2 protein-coding genes are annotated in these 20,289 nt (G+C 74.3%); both read left to right on the top strand.

Annotated features, from left to right (window positions below; translation table 11 throughout):
- The first annotated feature begins 3 nt into the window (after positions 1-3).
- Complete coding sequence (locus tag AB0K82_RS25945; RefSeq protein ID WP_364401448.1) at positions 4-10,989, top strand: amino acid adenylation domain-containing protein; 10,986 nt, start codon at positions 4-6, stop codon at positions 10,987-10,989.
- A partial coding sequence (locus AB0K82_RS25940; RefSeq protein WP_364401445.1) for an amino acid adenylation domain-containing protein occupies positions 10,986-20,289 on the top strand: 9,304 nt, incomplete at its 3' end. The genes AB0K82_RS25945 and AB0K82_RS25940, both read left to right, overlap by 4 nt.

The following is a 20,289-nucleotide window of genomic DNA, read 5'->3' as shown; positions in this document are numbered from 1 at the left end:
TCCATGACGACACCCTGGCCGCTGTCGGCGGCACAGCGCGGCGTCTGGTACGCCCAGTTGCTGAACCCGGACGCTCCTGTCCAGGTCGCGCAGTACATCGAGATCGACGGGCCGGTCGACCCGGAGGTCTTCGCCGCCGCCGTACGGGCCTGCGCGCACGAGGTCGAGGCGGTGCACGTCCGTCTCGTCGAGACCGCCGGGGGCGGCCCGCCGGGACAGGTCCTCGACGTCGCCCCGGTCGAGGTGCCCGTCGTCGACCTGAGCGGCGAGGCCGACCCGATGGCGGCCGCGCGGGCGTGGATGCGCGCGGACGCGGCCACCCCGGTCGACCTCGCCGGCGGGCGGCTGTTCGCAAACGCGCTGCTGCGCCTCGGCGCCGGCCGTCACCTGTGGTACCTGCGCTGCCACCACCTCGCCGTCGACGGCTACAGCGGCCCGCTGATCACCCGGCGGCTCGCCGAGGTGTACACGGCGATGGTCGACGGCCGACCGCACGGCGCGGGGACGCTGGGCTCGCTGGAGATCCTGCTCACCGAGGATGAGGAGTACCGCGCCTCCGGCCGGTTCGCGCGCGACCGCGCGTACTGGCTGGAGCGCTGCGCCGACCTGCCCGACGCCCCGTCGCTCGCGGTCCGCCCCACGCACGGTGTGCGGCCGTCCGCGCGGTTCCACCGGGCGTCCGGCCGGCTCGGCCCGGACGAGGCGGACGCGCTGACGTCGGCCGCCCGGCTGCTCGGCACCACCCTCACCGGCCTGACGATCGCCGCCGCCGCGGCCTACACCGCGCGCCTGTGCGGCGTCTCCGACGTCGTGCTCGGCCTGGCCGTCACCGCGCGGACCACCCCGGCGGCGCGCCGCACGCCGGGGATGCTGTCGAACGTCCTGCCGCTCCGGCTCACCGTACGGCCCGCCGACTCCGTCCGCGCGCTGACCGCGCAGGTCACCGAGCAGGTCGGGCGACTGCTGCGGCACCAGCGGTACCGTCTGGAGGACCTGCGCCGCGACCTCGGCCTCCTCGACGGCCGGCCGCTGTACGGCCCGCTGATCAACATCATGGGGTTCGAGCAGGACCTGGACTTCGCCGGGCACCGCGGCGTCCCGCACGTGCTGACCACCGGCCCGGTCGAGGACCTCGCCGTCAACGTGTACGAGGGCGCGGCGGGCGAGGGCACGCGCGTCGACGTCGACGCCCACCCGGAGCGGTACACCGAGACGGAGGCCATCGCCCACCACGCGCGGCTCCTGAACTTCCTGCGCACGCTCGCGACCGCCGCCCCGGACCGGCCGATCGGCGTGCTCGACATCGCGCTCCCCGAGGAACGCGTCCCCGGCGGCCCGCAGACGATCCGGACGCGCCAGGCGACGATCTCGGAGGTGCCCGGGGCGGTCCCGGACCCGCTCGATGCGGTCCGGGCGACGTCTGAGGCGGCCCCGGAGACGCGCGCGGCGATTCCGGCGACGCTCGAAGCGGTCCCGGACCCGCTCGATGCGGTTCCGGCGACGTCTGAGGCGGCCCCGGAGACGCGCGGGACGGTCCCGGTGATGCGCCGGGCGACGATTCCCGGACTGTTCGCGGATCGCGTCGCGCGGCGGCCGGACGCCGTCGCGGTGACCCACGCCGGCACGTCGCTGACGTACGCCGAGCTGAACGCCCGCGCGAACCGGCTGGCCCACCGGCTCATCGCGCGCGGCGCCGGCCCGGAACGGCTCGTCGCCCTGGCCCTCCCCCGGTCCGCCGACCTCGTCGTCGCGGTCCTCGCCGTGCTGAAGTCCGGCGCCGCGTACGTCCCGATCGACCCGGACTATCCGGCCGGCCGGATCGCGGCCATGCTGGAGGACGCCGCGCCCGCCCTCCTCGTCACCGCCCCCGGTGTGCGGCCGCCCGCGGGCGTCGAGCGGATCGTGCTCGACGACGACCTGCTCGCCGGTTCCCCGGATCACGACCCCGTCGTGCCGCTGTGGCCCGAGCACCCCGCGTACGTCATCTACACCTCGGGGTCGACCGGGCGGCCGAAGGGCGTCGTCGTCCCGCATGCGAACGTCGTGCGGCTGCTCGACGCGACCGACCCCTGGTTCGGGTTCGGGCCGGAGGACGTGTGGACGCTGTTCCACTCCTACGCCTTCGACTTCTCGGTGTGGGAGCTGTGGGGCGCCCTGCTGTACGGCGGCCGTCTCGTCGTCGTCCCGTACGACGTCAGCCGCTCGCCGGACGACCTCCTCCGCCTGCTCGACGACGAGCGCGTCACCGTGCTCAACCAGACGCCGTCGGCGTTCGGCCAGCTCATGAGCGCCGATCGGGACAAGACCCGCGACCTGGCGCTGCGGTACGTGATCTTCGGCGGTGAGGCGCTCGACCCGTCCCGCCTCGCCGACTGGTACTCCCGGCACGCCGACGACACGCCCGTCCTCGTCAACATGTACGGCATCACCGAGACGACGGTGCACGTCACGTACGCGCCGCTGGACGCGGTCGGTGCCGCGGCCCGCTCCGGCAGCGTGATCGGCGGCGCCATCCCGGACCTGCGGGCGTACGTGCTGGACACGGCGCTGCGACCGGTGCCGCCCGGCGTGACCGGCGAGCTGTACGTCGCGGGGGCCGGGCTGGCGCGCGGGTACCTCGGCCGTCCGGACCTGACGGCCGAGCGGTTCGTCGCCGACCCGTACGGGCCCGGCCGCATGTATCGCAGCGGCGACCTGACCCGCCGGCACGCCGACGGCCGGCTGGAGTACGTCGGCCGCGCCGACCATCAGGTGCAGTTGCGCGGCTTCCGGATCGAGCTCGGCGAGATCGAGACCGTCCTCGCCGCCCACCCGGCCGTCGACGAGGTCGCGGCCGTCGTCCGCGAGGACGGGCCGGACGACGACCGGCACCGCCGCATCGTCGCGTACGTCACCGGCCGCGACGCGGACCCCGCCGCGCTGCGGGAGCGGGTGCGGGACGCCCTGCCCGCGCACATGGTCCCGTCGGCCGTCGTACGCCTGGACGCGCTGCCGCTGACGCCCAACGGCAAGCTCGACCGCCGTGCGCTGCCCGCGCCGGAGGCCGAAGCGTCATCGTCACGGGGACCCCGGACGCCGGTCGAGGAGGTCCTGTGCGGGGTCTACGCGCAGGTGCTGGGGACGCCGGTCGTCGGGGTCGACGACGGGTTCTTCGAGCTGGGCGGGGACTCGCTGCTGGCCACCCGCGTCGTCGCCCGCGTCCGCTCCGTCCTCGGCGTCGAGATCCCGGTCCGGGCGCTGTTCGAGACGCCCACCGTCGCCGGGCTCGCCGCCGCACTGGACGCGTCCGCGCCGGCCCGGCCCCCGCTGGTGCCCGCCGTCGACCGGCCGGACCGGGCGGCGCCGTCGTACGCGCAGCGGCGGCTGTGGTTCCTGAACCGCCTCGAAGGGGACGCGGCGACCTACACGATGCCGGTCGCGCTCCGCCTGACCGGCCGCCTGGACGCCGACGCGCTGCGGGCGGCCCTCGCCGACCTCGTCGCGCGGCACGAGGTGCTGCGGACCGTCTACCCGCAGGCCGACGGCGAGCCACGGCAGGTCGTCCTGGACGACGTGCGGCCCGAGCTGCCGGTGATCCGGCCCGCGGACCTGGAGGGCGCGCTCGCGCAGGACGCCCGGCGCGGGTTCGACCTGGCGACCGAGATCCCGATCCGCGCCCGCCTGTACGCGGCCGGGCCCGACGAGCACGTCCTGCTGGTCGTGCTCCATCACATCGCGACGGACGGCTGGTCGCTCGCGCCGCTGGCGCGGGACCTGGTCGCCGCCTACGCCGCCCGCGCCGAGGGCCGGCCGCCCTCCTGGGAACCGCTGCCGGTGCAGTACGCCGACTACGCCCTCTGGCAGCGGAACCTGCTCGGCGCGGAGGACGACGCCGGCAGCCTGATCTCCCGGCAGGTCGTCTACTGGCGGAAGACCCTCGACGGGCTGCCGGACCGGCTGGACCTGCCGGCCGACCGGCCCCGCCCCGCCGAGGCGTCCCACGCGGGCGGCCGGGTGCCGGTACGGCTGGACGCCGAGCGGCTGGCCGCGTTGGCGCGCGCCACCGGCGCGAGCGTGTTCATGGTGGTGCAGGCGGCCCTCGCCGCACTGCTCACCCGGCTCGGCGCCGGCACCGACGTCCCGATCGGCACACCGATCGCCGGACGCACCGACCAGGCCCTGGACGGTCTGGTGGGCATGTTCGTGAACACGCTCGTGCTGCGCACCGACACCGCCGGAAACCCGACGTTCCGGGAGCTCATCGGGCGGGTGCGTGACACCGACCTGGCCGCCTACCAACACCAGGACCTGCCCTTCGAACGCCTCGTGGAAATCCTCAACCCACCCCGCAGCCTGGCCCGCCACCCGCTCTTCCAGGTCATGCTCGCCTTCCAGAACACCGACCAGGTAGAGCTGGAGCTGCCGGGGCTGACCGCGCGGATCCGGCCCCTCGAGTCCGGGGCGGCCAAGTTCGACCTGCTGCTCGACCTGGACGCGAGCGGGGCGGGCGCGCTGGAGTACGCCACGGACCTGTTCGACGCGGCGACCGCCGAGACCATCGCCGCACGCCTGGACCGTCTCCTGACCGCCGTCGCCACCGACCCCGACGCCCGCATCGGCGCGATCGACCTGCTGGACGAGCCCGAACGCCACCGGATCCTGGACGAGTGGGGCGGCGCCGCCCGGCCGGTGCCGGACGCGACCCTGGCCGAGCTGTTCGGCGCGCAGGCCGCCCGGACCCCGGACGCCGTCGCGGTGCTCGACCCGGCGAACTCCGTCACCCTCACGTACGCGGAGCTGAACGCGCGGGCGGACCGGCTGGCGGGCGCGCTCGCCGCGCGCGGCGTCGGCCCGGAGGACTTCGTCGCCGTCGCGCTGCCGCGCTCGGCGGAGCTGATCGTCGCGCTGTGGGGCGTGCTCAAGGCGGGCGCGGCCTACGTGCCCATCGACCTCGGCCACCCGGCCGAGCGGATCGCGCTGCTGCTCGACGACGCCCGGCCCGCCTGCGTCATCGCCCACGAGGACACCGCGCTGCCCCAGGACCTGCCCCGCGTGCCGCCCGACCAACGCAGAGACGCGCCGAACGTACGGCGGGCGCGGCCCGGCAACGCCGCGCTGCGGGCGCGGCCCGGCAACGCCGCGTACCTGATCTACACCTCGGGCTCGACCGGGCGGCCCAAGGGCGTCGTCGTTCCGCAGCGAGGAGTCGTCGACCTGGTCGACTGGGCCGTCCGCGACTTCGGGCGGGACCGGCTGTCCCGCGTGCTGGCCGCCACGTCGCTCAACTTCGACGTCTCGGTCTTCGACACGCTCGTCCCGCTCCTGGCCGGCGGCTCCATCGAGATCGTCCCGGACCTGCTGACCCTGCTGGACCGGCCGGTCGACGTCGACCTGATCTGCGCGGTGCCGTCCGCGCTGGCCGCCGTCCTCGCGGAGGGGGCGCGGCCGAAGGCCGGCACGCTCGCGCTGGCCGGCGAGGCGCTGACGCCGACGCTGCTGCGCGAGGCGCGGGCCGCGCTGCCGGGCACCCGCATCGCCAACATCTACGGCCCCACCGAGGCCACCGTGTACGCGCTGGCCTGGGAGGACGACGGCGACCCCGATGGGGCCGTCCCGATCGGCCGGCCGCTGACCAACACCGGCGCGTACATCCTCGACGCCTGGCTGAACCCCGTACCGGCCGGCGTGCCCGGCGAGCTGTACCTGTCCGGCGGCGGCCTGGCGCGCGGGTACCACGACCGGCCGGACCTCACCGCCGAACGGTTCGTCGCGAACCCGTTCGGCCCCGGCCGCATGTACCGGACCGGCGACCTCGCCCGCTGGACCGCCGACGGTCAGGTCGAGTACCTGGGCCGCACCGACCACCAGCTCAAGATCCGCGGGTTCCGGGTCGAGCCCGGCGAGATCGAGGCCGTGCTGAGCGCGCACGAGGCGGTCGGCCGGGCCGTCGTCGTGCTGCGGGAGGACCGCCCCGGCGACCGGCGCCTCGTCGCGTACGTCACCGGGCACGGCGACCCGGTCGAGCTGCGGGAGTTCACCGCCGACCGGCTGCCCGGCCACATGGTGCCGTCGGCCGTGGTCGTCCTCGACGCGTTCCCGCTCACGCCGAGCGGGAAGCTCGACCGGGCGGCCCTGCCCGCGCCGGACACGTCCGCCGGGACGCCGTCCCGCGCGCCGCGCACCCCGGCCGAGGAGATCGTCTGCGGGATCTTCGCCGACGTGCTGGGCGTGGAGCGGGTCGACGTCCACGACGGCTTCTTCGACCTCGGCGGCAACTCGCTGCTCGCCACGCGGGTGATCAGCAGGATCCGGTCGGCGTTCGGCGTGGAGCCGGCGATCCGGGCGCTGTTCGAGGCGCCCACGCCCGCCGGTCTGCTGCGGACGCTCGACACGGCGGGCACGGCCCGGCCGCCGCTGCGGCCCATGGCCCACCCGCCGATCGTCCCGCTCTCGTACGCGCAGCAGCGGCAGTGGTTCCTCGACAGCCTGGAGGACGAGCCGTCGGGCACCTACAACCTCCCGATCGCGCTGCGGCTGACCGGCAAGCTCGACAAGGCGGCCCTGCGGATCGCGCTGTGCGACCTCGCCGAACGGCACGAGCCGCTGCGAACCGTCTTCCCGGTCTCCGGCGGCACGCCGTACCAGCTCGTCGTCGACGGCATGGCGCCCGAGCTGACGGTCGTCGACGTCGCCGAGACCCCGGAACTGTACGAGCGGGTGGCGGCGGACGCCGCGCGCGGCTTCGACCTCGCGGTCGAGCCGCCGCTGCGGGCGCACCTGTACGCGCTCGGCGCCGACGAGCACCTGCTGCTCATCGTCGTGCACCACATCGCCTGCGACGGCTGGTCGCTCGCCCCGCTGGCCCGCGACCTGATCGGCGCGTACGCCGCGCGGGTCCAGGGCGAGACGCCCTCGTGGAACCCGCTGCCCGTGCGGTACGCCGACTACGCGCTCTGGCAGCGCGCCCTGCTGGAGGACGACGGCCCCGCCGGGCTCATCGGGCGGCAGGTCGCGTACTGGCGCGAGGCGCTCGCCGGACTCCCCGACCGGCTGGCGCTGCCCACCGACCGGCCGCGGCCCGCGCGCGCGTCGTACCGCGGGGCGACCGTCGCCTTCGACGTGGACACCGCGCTGCACGCCCGCCTCGAGGCCCTGGCGCGCAAGCACGGCGCGACCGCGTTCATGGTCGCGCAGGCCGCCCTCGCCGCGCTGCTGACCCGGCTCGGCGCGGGCACCGACGTCCCGATCGGGTCGCCCATCGCCGGCCGCACCGACGAGGCGCTGGACGACCTCGTCGGCATGTTCGTCAACACGCTGGTCCTGCGGACCGACACGGGCGGCGACCCGTCGTTCGCCGAGCTGCTGACCCGTGTGCGCGAGACTGACCTGGCCGCCTACCAGCACCAGGACCTGCCCTTCGAGCGCCTCGTCGAGGTCGTCGCGCCGGAACGGTCGATGGCCCGGCACCCGCTGTTCCAGGTCATGCTCGCCTTCCAGAACAACGAGCGGGCCGTCGTCGACCTGCCCGACGTCCAGGTCGCCGTCGAACCCGTGCACGCCGGTGTCGCCAAGTTCGACCTGCACCTCATGCTCGAGGAACGCCGGGCGCCCGACGGCGGCCCGGCCGGACTCGACGGGACCCTCGAATACGCCCTCGACCTGTTCGACGCCGGAACCGCCGAGCGGATCGCGGCCCGCTTCGTCCGGCTTCTGGAGGCGGTCACCGCCGACCCGGACGTCCGGATCGGCGCCATCGACCTGCTCGACGACGCCGAGCGGCGGCGGGTCCTGGTGGAGTGGAACGACACGGCCCGCCCGGTGCCGGCGGTGACGCTGGCGGACCTGTTCGAGGCACAGGTGGCCCGGACTCCGAACGCGGTCGCGCTGGTGTTCGAGGGCGTCGAGCTGACCTACGCGGAGTTCGACGCGCGGGTGAACCGGCTCGCGCACTACCTCGTCGAGTGCGGCGTCGGGCCGGAGCGGCCGGTGGCGCTGGCGCTGCCGCGCTCGGTCGACCTGCTGGTCGCCATGTACGCCGTCGTCAAGGCCGGTGCGGCGTACGTGCCGGTCGACCTGGACCACCCCGCCGACCGCATCGCGTACGTGCTCACCGACACCCGGCCGGCCGTGGTCATCACCACGGCCGGGGTCGCGGGCCGGTTGCCGGGTGAGGTGCCGCTGCTGGTCCTCGACGACCCTGGCGTGCGGGACGAACTGGACGCGCTACCCGCCGCCGCACCGTCCCGGTCGGTCGCGCCGGGCGACGCCGCGTACGTCATCTACACGTCCGGGTCGACGGGCCGACCCAAGGGCGTCGTCATCCCGCATACCGGGATCGTCAACCGACTGCTGTGGATGCAAGATGAGTACGGGCTGGGCCCTGGTGATCGGGTGGTGCAGAAGACCCCGGCGACGTTCGACGTGTCGGTATGGGAGTTCTTCTGGCCCCTGCAGACCGGCGCCACGCTCGTCATCGCCCGGCCCGACGGGCATCGAGATCCGGCCTATCTCGCCGAGCTGATCCAACGGCAGGGCGTGACGACCGCGCACTTCGTGCCGTCGATGCTGGCCGCGTTCCTCACCGAACCGGACGCGGCGGGCTGCACGGGCCTGCGCCGGGTGCTGTGCAGCGGCGAAGCACTGCCCCCGGAACTGGCCGCGCGGTTCCACGAACTATTGCCGGGCGTGGAGTTGCACAACCTCTATGGGCCGACCGAGGCGTCCGTGGACGTCACTTCCTGGCGTTGTACGCCCGGTTCGCCGAAGATCCCAATCGGGCGGCCGGTCTGGAACACCCGCGCCTACATCCTGGACGCCGCCCTACGACCCGTCCCACCCGGCGTACCCGGAGAGCTGTACCTCGCCGGAGACCAACTCGCCCGCGGCTACCACGACCGCCCCGGCCTCACCGCCGAACGATTCATCGCCGACCCGAACGAAACCGGGCAGCGCATGTACCGCACCGGAGACCTCGCACGCTGGAACCACCACGGCAACCTCGAATACCTCGGACGCACCGACCACCAGGTCAAAATCCGCGGCGTCCGCATCGAACCCGGCGAAATCGAGAACATCCTCGCGAGGCAGGCCGGCGTGACCTCGGTCGTCGTGCTGGCGCGGGAGGACCGGCCGGGCGATCGGCGTCTCGTCGCCTACGTCACCGGTGACGCCGACCCGGCCGAGGTGAGGTCGGCGGCCACGCGGGTCCTGCCGGAGTCCATGGTCCCGGCGGCCGTCGTCGTGCTGGACGAGCTGCCGCTGACCTCCAGCGGGAAGGTCGACCGCGCGGCGCTGCCCGCTCCCGTGTTCGGCGCGTCGGCCGGGTCGCGGGCTCCGGGCACCGCGGCCGAACGGCTGCTCTGTGAGATCTTCGCCGAGGTGCTGGGCTCCGCGTCCGTGGGGGCGGACGACGGGTTCTTCGACCTCGGCGGGGACAGCATCCTGGCGATCCAGCTCGTCTCCCGGGGCCGGGCCGCCGGGCTGGTGATCAGCGCTCGGGACGTGTTCGAGCACCGGACACCGGCCGCCCTCGCGGCGGTCGCCCGGACGGCCGCCGACGTGACGACGCGAACCGAACCGCCGGGTGCGGGGATCGGACCGGTGCCGCGCACGCCGATCGTCGCGTGGCTGGCCGAACGCGGCGGGCCGTTCGGCGCGTTCAGCCAGGCGATGCTCCTCACCGTGCCGCCGCACCTGGGCGTGGACCGGCTGACCGCGGCGGTGCGGACGCTGCTGGACCACCATGACGCGCTGCGGACGCGGCTGCGCCGTACGGACGGCGACTCGTGGTGGCTGGAGACGACCCCGCCCGGAACCGTGGACGCGGCGATGTGCGTCGGCCGGGTGGAGGGGTACGACGGCGACGCGATCGCGGCGCGGGCCGAGGCCGCCCGCCGGAGCCTGGACCCGGAGGCCGGGGCGATGGTCCGGGTCGTCTGGTTCGACGCGGGCGACGCACCGGGCCGGTTGCTTCTGGTCCTGCACCACCTGGTCGTCGACGGGGTCTCCTGGCGGATCCTGCTGCCCGATCTGGTGCTGGCGCTGGAGGGCGTGGCGCTGGAGCCGGTGCCGACGTCGTACCGGAGGTGGGCGCAGCGGCTGGCGGCCGCCGCGAGTCGTCCACAGGTTGTGGACGAACTCCCCCGCTGGGTCGAGATCCTCGACGTCGATGATCCGCCGCTGGGCGGCGCCGGGTCGCCGGACGTCGCCGCGTACACGGGAGCGGACCTGCGGCGCTTCACCGTGACCCTGCCGCGCGAGCAGGCCGACCCGCTGCTGACCACGGTCCCCGCCGCGTTCCACTGCGGCGTGAACGACGTCCTGCTCACCGGGCTGGCCCGCGCCGTCACGGCCTGGCGACGCGACCGCGGGCAGGCGACCGGCGACGGCGTCCTGATCGACCTGGAAGGGCACGGGCGCGAGGATCCCGACGGCCTCGACGGCGAGACCGCCGAGGACCCGTACGGCGGTGCCGACCTCACCCGGACGGTCGGCTGGTTCACCACGCTCCACCCGGTGCGGCTGGACCCGGGCGGCGAAGACGCCGGGCAGGCGCTGAAACGGGTGAAGGAGCAACTGCGGGCCGTCCCCGCGGGCCTGACGTACGGGCTGCTGCGTCACCTGAACCCGCGGACCCGTGACCGGCTGGCCGCCCTGCCCACGCCGCAGATCGTCTTCAACTACCTCGGCCGGGTCGACACCGGGGACGGCGACTGGAGCCTGGCCCCGGAGTCCGACGTGCTCGGCCCCGGCCACGACCCGGACCTGCCGGTCTCCCACGGCCTGGAGATCGACGCCGTGACGCGGGACGGTGACCTGCGCGCGACCTGGGTCTGGCCCGGCGGATGGCTGCCCGAGGCCGCGGTACGCGACCTGGCCGACCGGTGGTTCGCGGCACTGCGGGAACTGGCCGACGCGGACGGCGGCGGGTACACGCCCTCGGACCTGACCCTCGTCGAGCTGGACCAGGACGAGATCGAAGCGCTCGAAGATCTTTGGGAGCAGGGTTGAACCGGTCACAGATCGAGGACGTCTGGCCGCTGTCCCCGCTACAGCACGGCCTGCTGTTCCACGCGCTCCTCGACGAACGGGACGTCTACGCGGCCCAAGTGGTCCTCGACGTCGAGGGCGTGGTCGACGCGGACGCGCTGCGAAGGGCCGGCCAGGACCTGCTGCACCGCCATCCCAACCTGCGCGCCGCGTTCCCGCACGACCGGCTGAAGAAGCCCGTGCAGGTCGTGCCGCGCTCGGTTGAGCTGCCGTTCCGGGAGGTCGCGGCGGCCGACGAGGCCGAGGCCGACCGGATCGCCGACGCGGACCGCGTCGCGCCCTTCGACCTGACCCGCCCGCCGCTGCTCCGCCTCACGCTCGTACGGATCGGGCCGGACCGTGCCCGGATCGTCATCACCAACCATCACATCCTGTTCGACGGCTGGTCGACGCCGATCCTGGTCGTCGAACTGCTGACCCGTTACGCCGGTGCGCAGGCGCCGGCGACCACTCCCTACAAGCAGTACCTCGCCTGGCTGAAACGGCAGGACCACGAGGCCGCGACCCGCGCCTGGACGGCCGCGCTCGACGGCGTCGCGGAGCCCACGCTCCTGCTGCCCGAGGCGGCAGGCCTGGCCCCCGTCCTGCCGTCGGCCGTGTCCGAGGAACTGCCGGAGGAGTCGGCCGCCCGACTTCGGCAGCGGGCCCGCGCGCAGGGCGTCACGCTGAACACGCTCGTACAGGCCGCCTGGGGACTGCTGCTGGCACGGCTCACCGGCCGGTCCGACGTGGTGTTCGGGCAGGTCGTCTCCGGACGTCCGCCGGAGCTCCCGGGCGTCGAGCGGATGGTCGGCCTGTTCGTGAACACGGTCCCGGTACGGCTCCGGGTCCGGGCCGACGAGACGCTCGCGGACTTGCTCACCCGCCTCCAGGCCGAACAGGCCGCGCTCCTCGGACACCAGCACCTCGGCCTCGCGGAGATCACCGGCCTGCTGGGCGGCGGCGCGGTGGCCGGATCCGCGCTGTTCGACACGCTCACCGTGTTCGAGAACTACCCGTTCGACCCGTCCGCGATGGGGGAACCGGTGGCGGGCCTCCGGCTGACCGGCGCGGCGCAGCGGGACGCCACCCACTACCCCCTGACCCTGTACGTCGTTCCCGGCGATCGGTTGACCCTCCGCCTCGACCACCGGCCGGACGTCGTCGATGAGGACGCCGCCGCGACGCTGCTCGCCCGGTTCTCGAAGCTGCTGCGCATCCTGACCGAAACGCCCGACGTGCCGGTCGGCGCGGTGGACCTCCTGCTGCCCGGCGAGCGGCGGCGGGTGCTGGAGGAGTGGAACGACACGGCCCGTCCGGTGCCGGCGGTGACGCTGGCGGACCTGTTCGAGGCACAGGTGGCCCGGACTCCGGACGCGGTCGCGCTGGTGTACGAGGGCGTCGAGCTGACCTACGCCGAGTTCGACGCACGGGCGAACCGGCTCGCGCACCACCTCATCGAGCGCGGCGTCGGCCCGGACACCCGCGTCGCCCTGGCCCTGCCCCGCTCCCTCGACCTGCTCATCGCCATGTACGCGGTCGTCAAGGCCGGTGCGGCGTACGTGCCGGTCGACCTGGACCACCCCGCCGACCGCATCGCGTACGTCCTCACCGACACCCGACCGACCGTGGTCATCACCACGACCGGCGTCACAGGCCGGCTGATGGGCGAGACACCGCTGCTGATCATCGACGATCCGGAGGTGGACGCGGAACTGGCCGGGTTCGCCGACACCGCCCCGGTCCGTACGACGACCCCGGACGACGCCGCGTACGTCATCTACACGTCCGGGTCGACGGGCCGGCCCAAGGGCGTCGTCATCCCGCACGCCGGGATCGTCAACCGGCTCCTGTGGGCGCAGAGCGAGTACGGGCTTGGGCCCGGTGATCGGGTGGTGCAGAAGACCCCGGCGACGTTCGACGTGTCGGTCTGGGAGTTCTTCTGGCCCCTGCAGACCGGGGCCACGCTCGTCATCGCCCGGCCCGACGGGCATCGCGACGCGCGCTACCTCGCCCGGCTGATCCGCGACGAGCAGGTCACGACGGCACACTTCGTGCCGTCGATGCTGGCCGCGTTCCTCACCGAACCGGACGCGGCGGGCTGCACGGGCCTGCGCCGGGTGCTGTGCAGCGGCGAAGCACTGCCCCCGGAACTGGCCGCGCGGTTCCACGAACTGCTCCCCGACGCGGAGCTGCACAACCTGTACGGGCCGACCGAGGCATCCGTCGACGTCACCTCCTGGCGCTACGAGCCGGGCTCCGTGACCGTGCCCATCGGGCGGCCGGTCTGGAACACCCGCGCCTACGTCCTCGACGCCGCCCTACGACCTGTCCCGCCCGGCGTACCCGGAGAGCTGTACCTCGCCGGAGACCAACTCGCCCGCGGCTACCACGACCGCCCCGGCCTCACCGCCGAACGATTCATCGCCGACCCCTACCGACCCGGACAGCGGATGTACCGCACCGGAGACCTCGCACTCTGGAACCACCACGGCCACCTCGAATACCTCGGACGCACCGACCACCAGGTCAAAATCCGCGGCGTCCGCATCGAACCCGGCGAAATCGAGAACATCCTCGCCGGCCATGAGGACGTCGCCCACTGCGCCGTCGCCGCCCGGCCGTACGGCACGGACGGGGTCCGGCTGGTCGGGTACGTCGTGGCGCGGGCGGCCGAGGCCGATCCCGCCCGGCTGAAAGCGGACCTGCGTGCGCATGCCGCTCGCAGCCTTCCCGAGGCCATGGTCCCGGCCGCGATCGTGATCCTCGACGAGCTGCCGCTGACCCCCAGCGGCAAGCTGGATCGCCGGGCCCTGCCCGAGCCCGAGTTCGCCGCCGCATCCTCGCGGGCGCCTCGGACGGCGACCGAGGAGATCCTGTGCGGGCTGTTCGCCGAACTGCTGACGGTGGACCGGGTCGGCCCGGAGGACGACTTCTTCGCCCTCGGCGGCGACTCGCTCCTGGCGATCCGCATGGTCAGCCGGATCCGCGCCGTGCTCGACGTCGAGGTCGGCGTGCGGACCCTCTTCGACGCCCCGACCGTCGCCGCGCTGGCCGAGCGGCTCGACGATGCCCGCCACGGTTCCCAGCCGAAGCTCGGGCCCGCGTCGCGACCGGATCGGGTTCCGCTGTCGTACGCCCAGCAGCGGCTGTGGTTCCTCGACCAACTGGAGGGCCGCAGCGCCACGTACGCGATGCCGCTGGCGCTCCGGCTGACCGGCGCGGTGGACGTCGACGCGCTGCGGTCGGCCCTGGCCGACGTGGTCGCCCGGCACGAGGTGTTGCGGACGGTCTATCCGCAGATCGACGGTGAACCCTGCCAGGTGATCCTTGATGACGTGCGGCCCGAGCTACGGGTCGCCGAGGTCGATGGCCTGTCGGCCGCGCCGGTCCGGGACGCGGCCGCAGGCTTCGATCTGTCGGCGGAGATTCCGATCCGCGCGCATCTGTACGTGACCGGGCCCGGCGAGCAGGTGCTGTTGCTGGTGCTGCACCACATCGCCGCCGACGGCTGGTCCTTCGCACCCCTGGCCCACGACCTGATCACCGCCTACGCCGCCCGCGCCGAGGACCGGCCGCCCACCTGGGAACCGCTGCCGGTGCAGTACGCCGACTACGCCCTCTGGCAGCGGAACCTCCTCGGCTCCGAAGACGACCCCGACAGCCTCATCTCCCGCCAGATCACCTACTGGCGCCACGCCCTCGCCGACCTCCCTGAGCAGCTCGACCTGCCCACCGACCGGCCCCGCCCCGCCCAAGCTTCCTACCAGGGCGGAAGGGTTCCGGTGGACATCGATCCGGAGCTCCGCGCCGGGATCGCCGCGTTGGCCCGGAGCGCGCACTGCAGCGTGTTCATGGTGGTGCAGGCCGCCCTCGCCGCACTGCTCACCCGGCTCGGCGCCGGCACCGACGTCCCGATCGGCACACCCATCGCCGGACGCACCGACCAGGCCCTCGACGACCTGGTCGGCATGTTCGTCAACACCCTCGTCCTACGCACCGACACCACCGGAAACCCGACCTTCCGCGAACTCATCGACCGCGTCCGCGACACCGACCTGGCCGCCTACCAACACCAGGACCTGCCCTTCGAACGCCTCGTGGAAATCCTCAACCCACCCCGCAGCCTGGCCCGCCACCCGCTCTTCCAGGTCATGCTCGCCTTCCAGAACAACCCGCGTGCGCGGCTCGACCTCCCCGGACTCACCGCCGAACCCCTGCACGCGGACACCGCGACGGCCAAGTTCGACCTGCACTTCGTGCTGGGGGACGGTGACGGGCTGAGCGGGGTGCTGGAGTACGCGACCGACCTGTTCGACGAGGCGACCGCCGAGACGATCGCCGCGCGGTTCGTCCGGCTGCTCCGCGCGGTCGTCGCGGATCCGGACGTCGCGCTGCGCGACCTGGACGTCCTCGACGAACGGGAACGGCATCGGGTCCTGGAGGAGTGGAACGCCACCGCCCGTCCGGTCCCCGGCGTCACGCCCGTCGACCTCTTCGAGGCGCAGGTGGCCCGGACGCCGGGCGCCCCGGCACTGGTCGCGGGCACGCTCGACGATCCGGCCGCCCCGGTGACGTTCATGTACGCGCGGCTGAACGAGGAGGCGGACCGGCTGGCCCGCCACCTGGTCGAGGAGCACGGCGCGGGTCCCGAACGGCTCGTCGCCCTGACCCTGCCGCGTACCGCCGAACTCGTCGTCGCGCTGCTCGCCGTGCACAAGACGGGCGCGGCCTACCTGCCGATCGACACGCGCTTCCCCGCCGACCGCATCGCGATGATGATCGAGGACGCCCGGCCGGTCGCGGCGGTGACCTGCGAGGCGACGGCGCACGTGCTCCCCGCCGGCCTGAGCGCGGTCCGGCTGCCGCTGCGCCCGGACGCGCCCGCCGGGCCCGTCCGCGCGCGGAGCTCGCGGCCGGAGCACCCGGCGTACGTGATCTACACGTCCGGGTCGACGGGGCGGCCGAAGGGCGTCGTCGTGCCGCACGGCACCGTCACGAACCTCCTGCTCTCGATGGCCGAGCAGGTTCCGCTTACGCCCGACGACACGCTCGTCGCGGTGACCACGGTCGGCTTCGACATCTCGGTGCCGGAGATCTACTCGCCGCTGCTGGCCGGGGCCCGGATCCGGCTCGCGCGCGAGGAGGAGGTCGCCGACCCCGCGCGGCTCGGCCGGCTCCTCGCGGACGCCACCGTCATGCAGGCCACGCCGACCCTCTGGCAGGAGCTCACCGAGCTTCCCGAGCCTCCCGACCTCGGCGGGCTCCGGGTGCTCGTGGGCGGAGAGGCGCTGCCCGCCGGGCTCGCCCGCGCCCTGCTCGAGCGCGGCTGCTCGGTCCGCAACCTGTACGGCCCGACCGAGACGACGATCTGGTCCACCGGCGTGGAGATCGACGAGGCTTCGGCGGCCCGGCCGCCGATCGGGCGTCCCCTCGCGAACACGCGGGTCTACATCCTCGACGCCGCGCTGCGGCCGGTGCCGCCGGGCGTCCCCGGCGAGCTGTACATCGCCGGGGCGGGGCTGGCGCGCGGGTACCTCGGCCGCCCGGACCTGACGGCCGAGCGGTTCACGGCCGACCCGTACGGGCCCGGCCGCATGTACCGCACCGGCGACCTGGCGCGGTATCGCGCCGACGGGCGGATCGAGTACCTCGGCCGGGTCGACCACCAGGTGAAGGTCCGGGGGTTCCGCATCGAGCCGGGTGAGATCGAAACCGTGCTGACCGCGCACCGGTCCGTCTCGCAGGCCGTCGCCGTCGTGCGGGAGGACCGGCCCGGCGACCGGCGCGTCACCGCGTACGTCGTCGGGGCGGTGGACCCGGCCGAGCTGCGGAAGTTCGCGGCGCAGAGTCTGCCGGACTACATGCTGCCGTCCTCGATCGTGGTCCTGGAGGCGCTGCCGCTGACGCCCAACGGCAAGCTCGACCGCCGGGCGCTGCCCGCGCCGGAGGCCGAAGCGTCGTCGTCACGGGGACCCCGGACGCCGGTCGAGGAGGTCCTGTGCGGGATCTTCGCGCAGGTGCTGGGGACGCCGGTCGTCGGGGTCGAAGACGGATTCTTCGAACTCGGCGGGGACTCGCTGCTGGCTACCCGCGTCGTCGCCCGCGTCCGCTCCGTCCTCGGCGTCGAGGTTCCGGTCCGGGCGCTGTTCGAGACGCCCACCGTCGCCGGCCTCGCCGAGGTCGCCGAAAGGGCGGGCACGGCCCGACCGCCGCTCACGCCATCTCCCCGTCCGGCGGCCGCTCCACCGCTGTCCTACGCGCAGCGACGCCTCTGGTACCTGGCCCGCCTCGAGGGCCGCAGCGCCACGTACGCGATGCCGCTGGCGCTCCGGCTGACCGGCGCGGTGGACGTCGACGCGCTGCGGTCGGCCCTGGCCGACGTGGTCGCCCGGCACGAGGCGCTACGAACGATCTTCCCGGAGTCGGACGGCGCCCCGTACCAGGTGATCCTGGAGGACGAGCGGCCCGAGCTCCGGGTCGAGGAGACCGACGATGTCGCGGCGGCCCTGGCCCGGGACGCGGCGTACGGCTTCGACCTCGCGGTGGAGATCCCCATCCGCGCCCGCCTGTACGTGACCGGACCCGGCGAGCAGGTGCTGTTGCTGGTGCTGCACCACATCGCCGCCGACGGCTGGTCCTTCGCACCCCTGGCCCACGACCTGATCACCGCCTACGCCGCCCGCGCCGAAGGGCGACCACCCGCCTGGGAACCGCTGCCCGTGCAGTACGCCGACTACGCGGCCTGGCAACGCGACCTCCTCGGCTCCGAAGACGACCCCGACAGCCTCATCTCCCGGCAGATCACCTACTGGCGCGACGCACTCGCCGACCTGCCCGATCAGCTCGACCTGCCCACCGACCGCCCCCGCCCCGCCCAGGCGTCCCACCAGGGCGGACAGGTGCCCGTACGGCTCGACGCCGAGCGGGTCAGGGCGCTGGCCCGGCGGACGAACGCCAGCGTGTTCATGGTGGTGCAGGCCGCCCTCGCCGCACTGCTCACCCGGCTCGGTTCCGGGACCGACGTCCCGATCGGCACACCCATCGCCGGACGCACCGACCAGGCCCTCGACGACCTGGTCGGCATGTTCGTCAACACCCTCGTCCTACGCACCGACACCACCGGAAACCCGACATTCCGCGAACTCATCGACCGCGTCCGCGACACCGACCTGGCCGCCTACCAACACCAGGACCTGCCCTTCGAACGCCTCGTGGAAATCCTCAACCCACCCCGCAGCCTGGCCCGCCACCCGCTCTTCCAGGTCATGCTCGCCTTCCAGAACAACCCCTCGGCCGAACTCCGGCTCTCCGGCGGCGGCACCGCCGAGCCGCTGCCGCTGCACGCGGGAGTCGCCAAGTTCGACCTGACGCTGAGCCTGGAGGACAGCCTCGAGGGGGTGCTGGAGTACGCGACGGACCTGTTCGACGCGGCGACCGCCGAGACCATCGCCGCACGCCTGAACCGTCTCCTGACCGCCGTCGCCGCCGACCCCGACGCCCGCATCGGCGCGATCGACCTGCTGGACGACGGCGAACGCCGCCGGATGCTGGCGGAGTGGGGCGACACCGCCCGGCCGGTGCCGGACGCGACGCTGGCCGAGCTGTTCCGGGCGCAGGCGGCCGCGACGCCGGACGCGACGGCGGTCGTCTTCGAGGACGAGGAGCTGACGTACGCCGAGCTGGCCGCGCGCGCGGCGGAGCTGGCGGACCGGCTCGCCGGGCTGGGCGCCGGGCCGGAGCGGATCGTGGCGATCGCCCTGCCCCGGTCCGTCGACCTCGTCGTGACGGAGCTGGCCGTCGCCATGACCGGCGCGGCGTACCTGCCGATCGACGTCACCTATCCGCCGGACCGCGTCGCGTACCTGCTGGCGGACGCCGCCCCGGTGTGCGTGGTCACCGAGGAGGGCGTCGAGACACCGGACGGCCCGCCGAACACCGCGCTCTCCCGGAGCGGTCGGGTCGACGGCGCGGCGTACGTGATCTACACGTCGGGGTCGACGGGACGGCCGAAGGGCGTCGTCGTCACCCACCGGGGGATCGCGAGCCTGGCGGCGACGCAGCGCGAACGTCTGGGGATCGGCCCGGGGAGCCGGGTGCTGCAGTTCGCGTCGCCGGGCTTCGACGCGGCGTTCTGGGAGCTCGTCGCGCTACTGTCCGGGGCGACTCTCGTGCTGGCGCCGGCCGACCGGCTCGTCCCCGGCGCGCCGCTGGCCGAGCTGGCCACCGAGCGGCGCGTCACGCATGCGACGCTGCCGCCGGCCGCGCTGCCCACCCTCGACGGGCTGCCGCCGGGACTGACGCTGGTCGTCGCCGGTGAGGCCTGCCCGCCCGAACTCGTGGAGCGCTGGTCGCGCGACCACCGCATGATCAACGCGTACGGGCCGACGGAGACGACGGTGGCCACCACCGTCAGCGCGCCGCTGTCCGGCCGGATCGTCCCGCCGATGGGCACCCCGGTGGCGAACACCCGCGTGTACGTGCTCGACGAGTACCTGCGGCCGGTCCCGCCCGGCGTGCCCGGCGAGCTGTACGCCGCCGGTCTCAGCCTGGCCCGCGGCTACCTCGGCCGGCCGGGCCGCACCGCGGAACGCTTCGTCGCCGACCCGTACGGCGCGCCGGGCGAGCGGATGTACCGCACCGGCGACCTCGTCCGGCACCGCGCCGACGGGCGGCTGGAGTACCTCGGCCGTACGGACCACCAGATCAAGATCCGCGGCTTCCGGGTGGAGCCGGGCGAGGTCGAGTCCGCGCTGACCGGGCACGAGGCCGTGTCCCAGGCCGCCGTGCTCGTCCGGGAGGACCCGCCCGGCGGGCGGCGTCTCGTCGCGTACGTCGCGGGTGACGCCGACCCGGCCGAGCTGCGGGCGTTCGTCCGCGACCGGCTGCCGGAGTACATGGTCCCGGCGGCCGTCGTCCCGCTGCCCGAACTGCCGCTCACCGCGAGCGGCAAGCTCGACCGCGCGGCGCTGCCCGCGCCCGAGTTCCGCGCGTCCGGCCGCGCGCCGCGCACGCCGCAGGAGGAGCTGCTCTGCCGGCTGTTCGCCGAGGTCCTCGGCCTGGACGGGCCGGTCGGCGCCGACGACGGCTTCTTCGATTTGGGCGGGGACAGCATCGTCGCGATCCAGCTCGTCGCGCGGGCCCGGCGCGAGGGCCTCGTCCTCACGGCGCGGGAGGTGTTCCGGCATCTCGGTCTCGTCATCGGGCCCGATCGTCACCACGCCGGCGCTGCAGACCTGATCGAGCCGCGTGCCGTGCAGGTCGCGTCCTTCCGCCACGGCG

The organism is Actinoallomurus sp. NPDC052274 (assembly GCF_040679475.1).
Classification (GTDB): domain Bacteria; phylum Actinomycetota; class Actinomycetes; order Streptosporangiales; family Streptosporangiaceae; genus Actinoallomurus; species Actinoallomurus liliacearum.
Note: the sequence above shows the minus strand (reverse complement) of the source record. Positions and strands in the feature narration are given on the sequence as shown.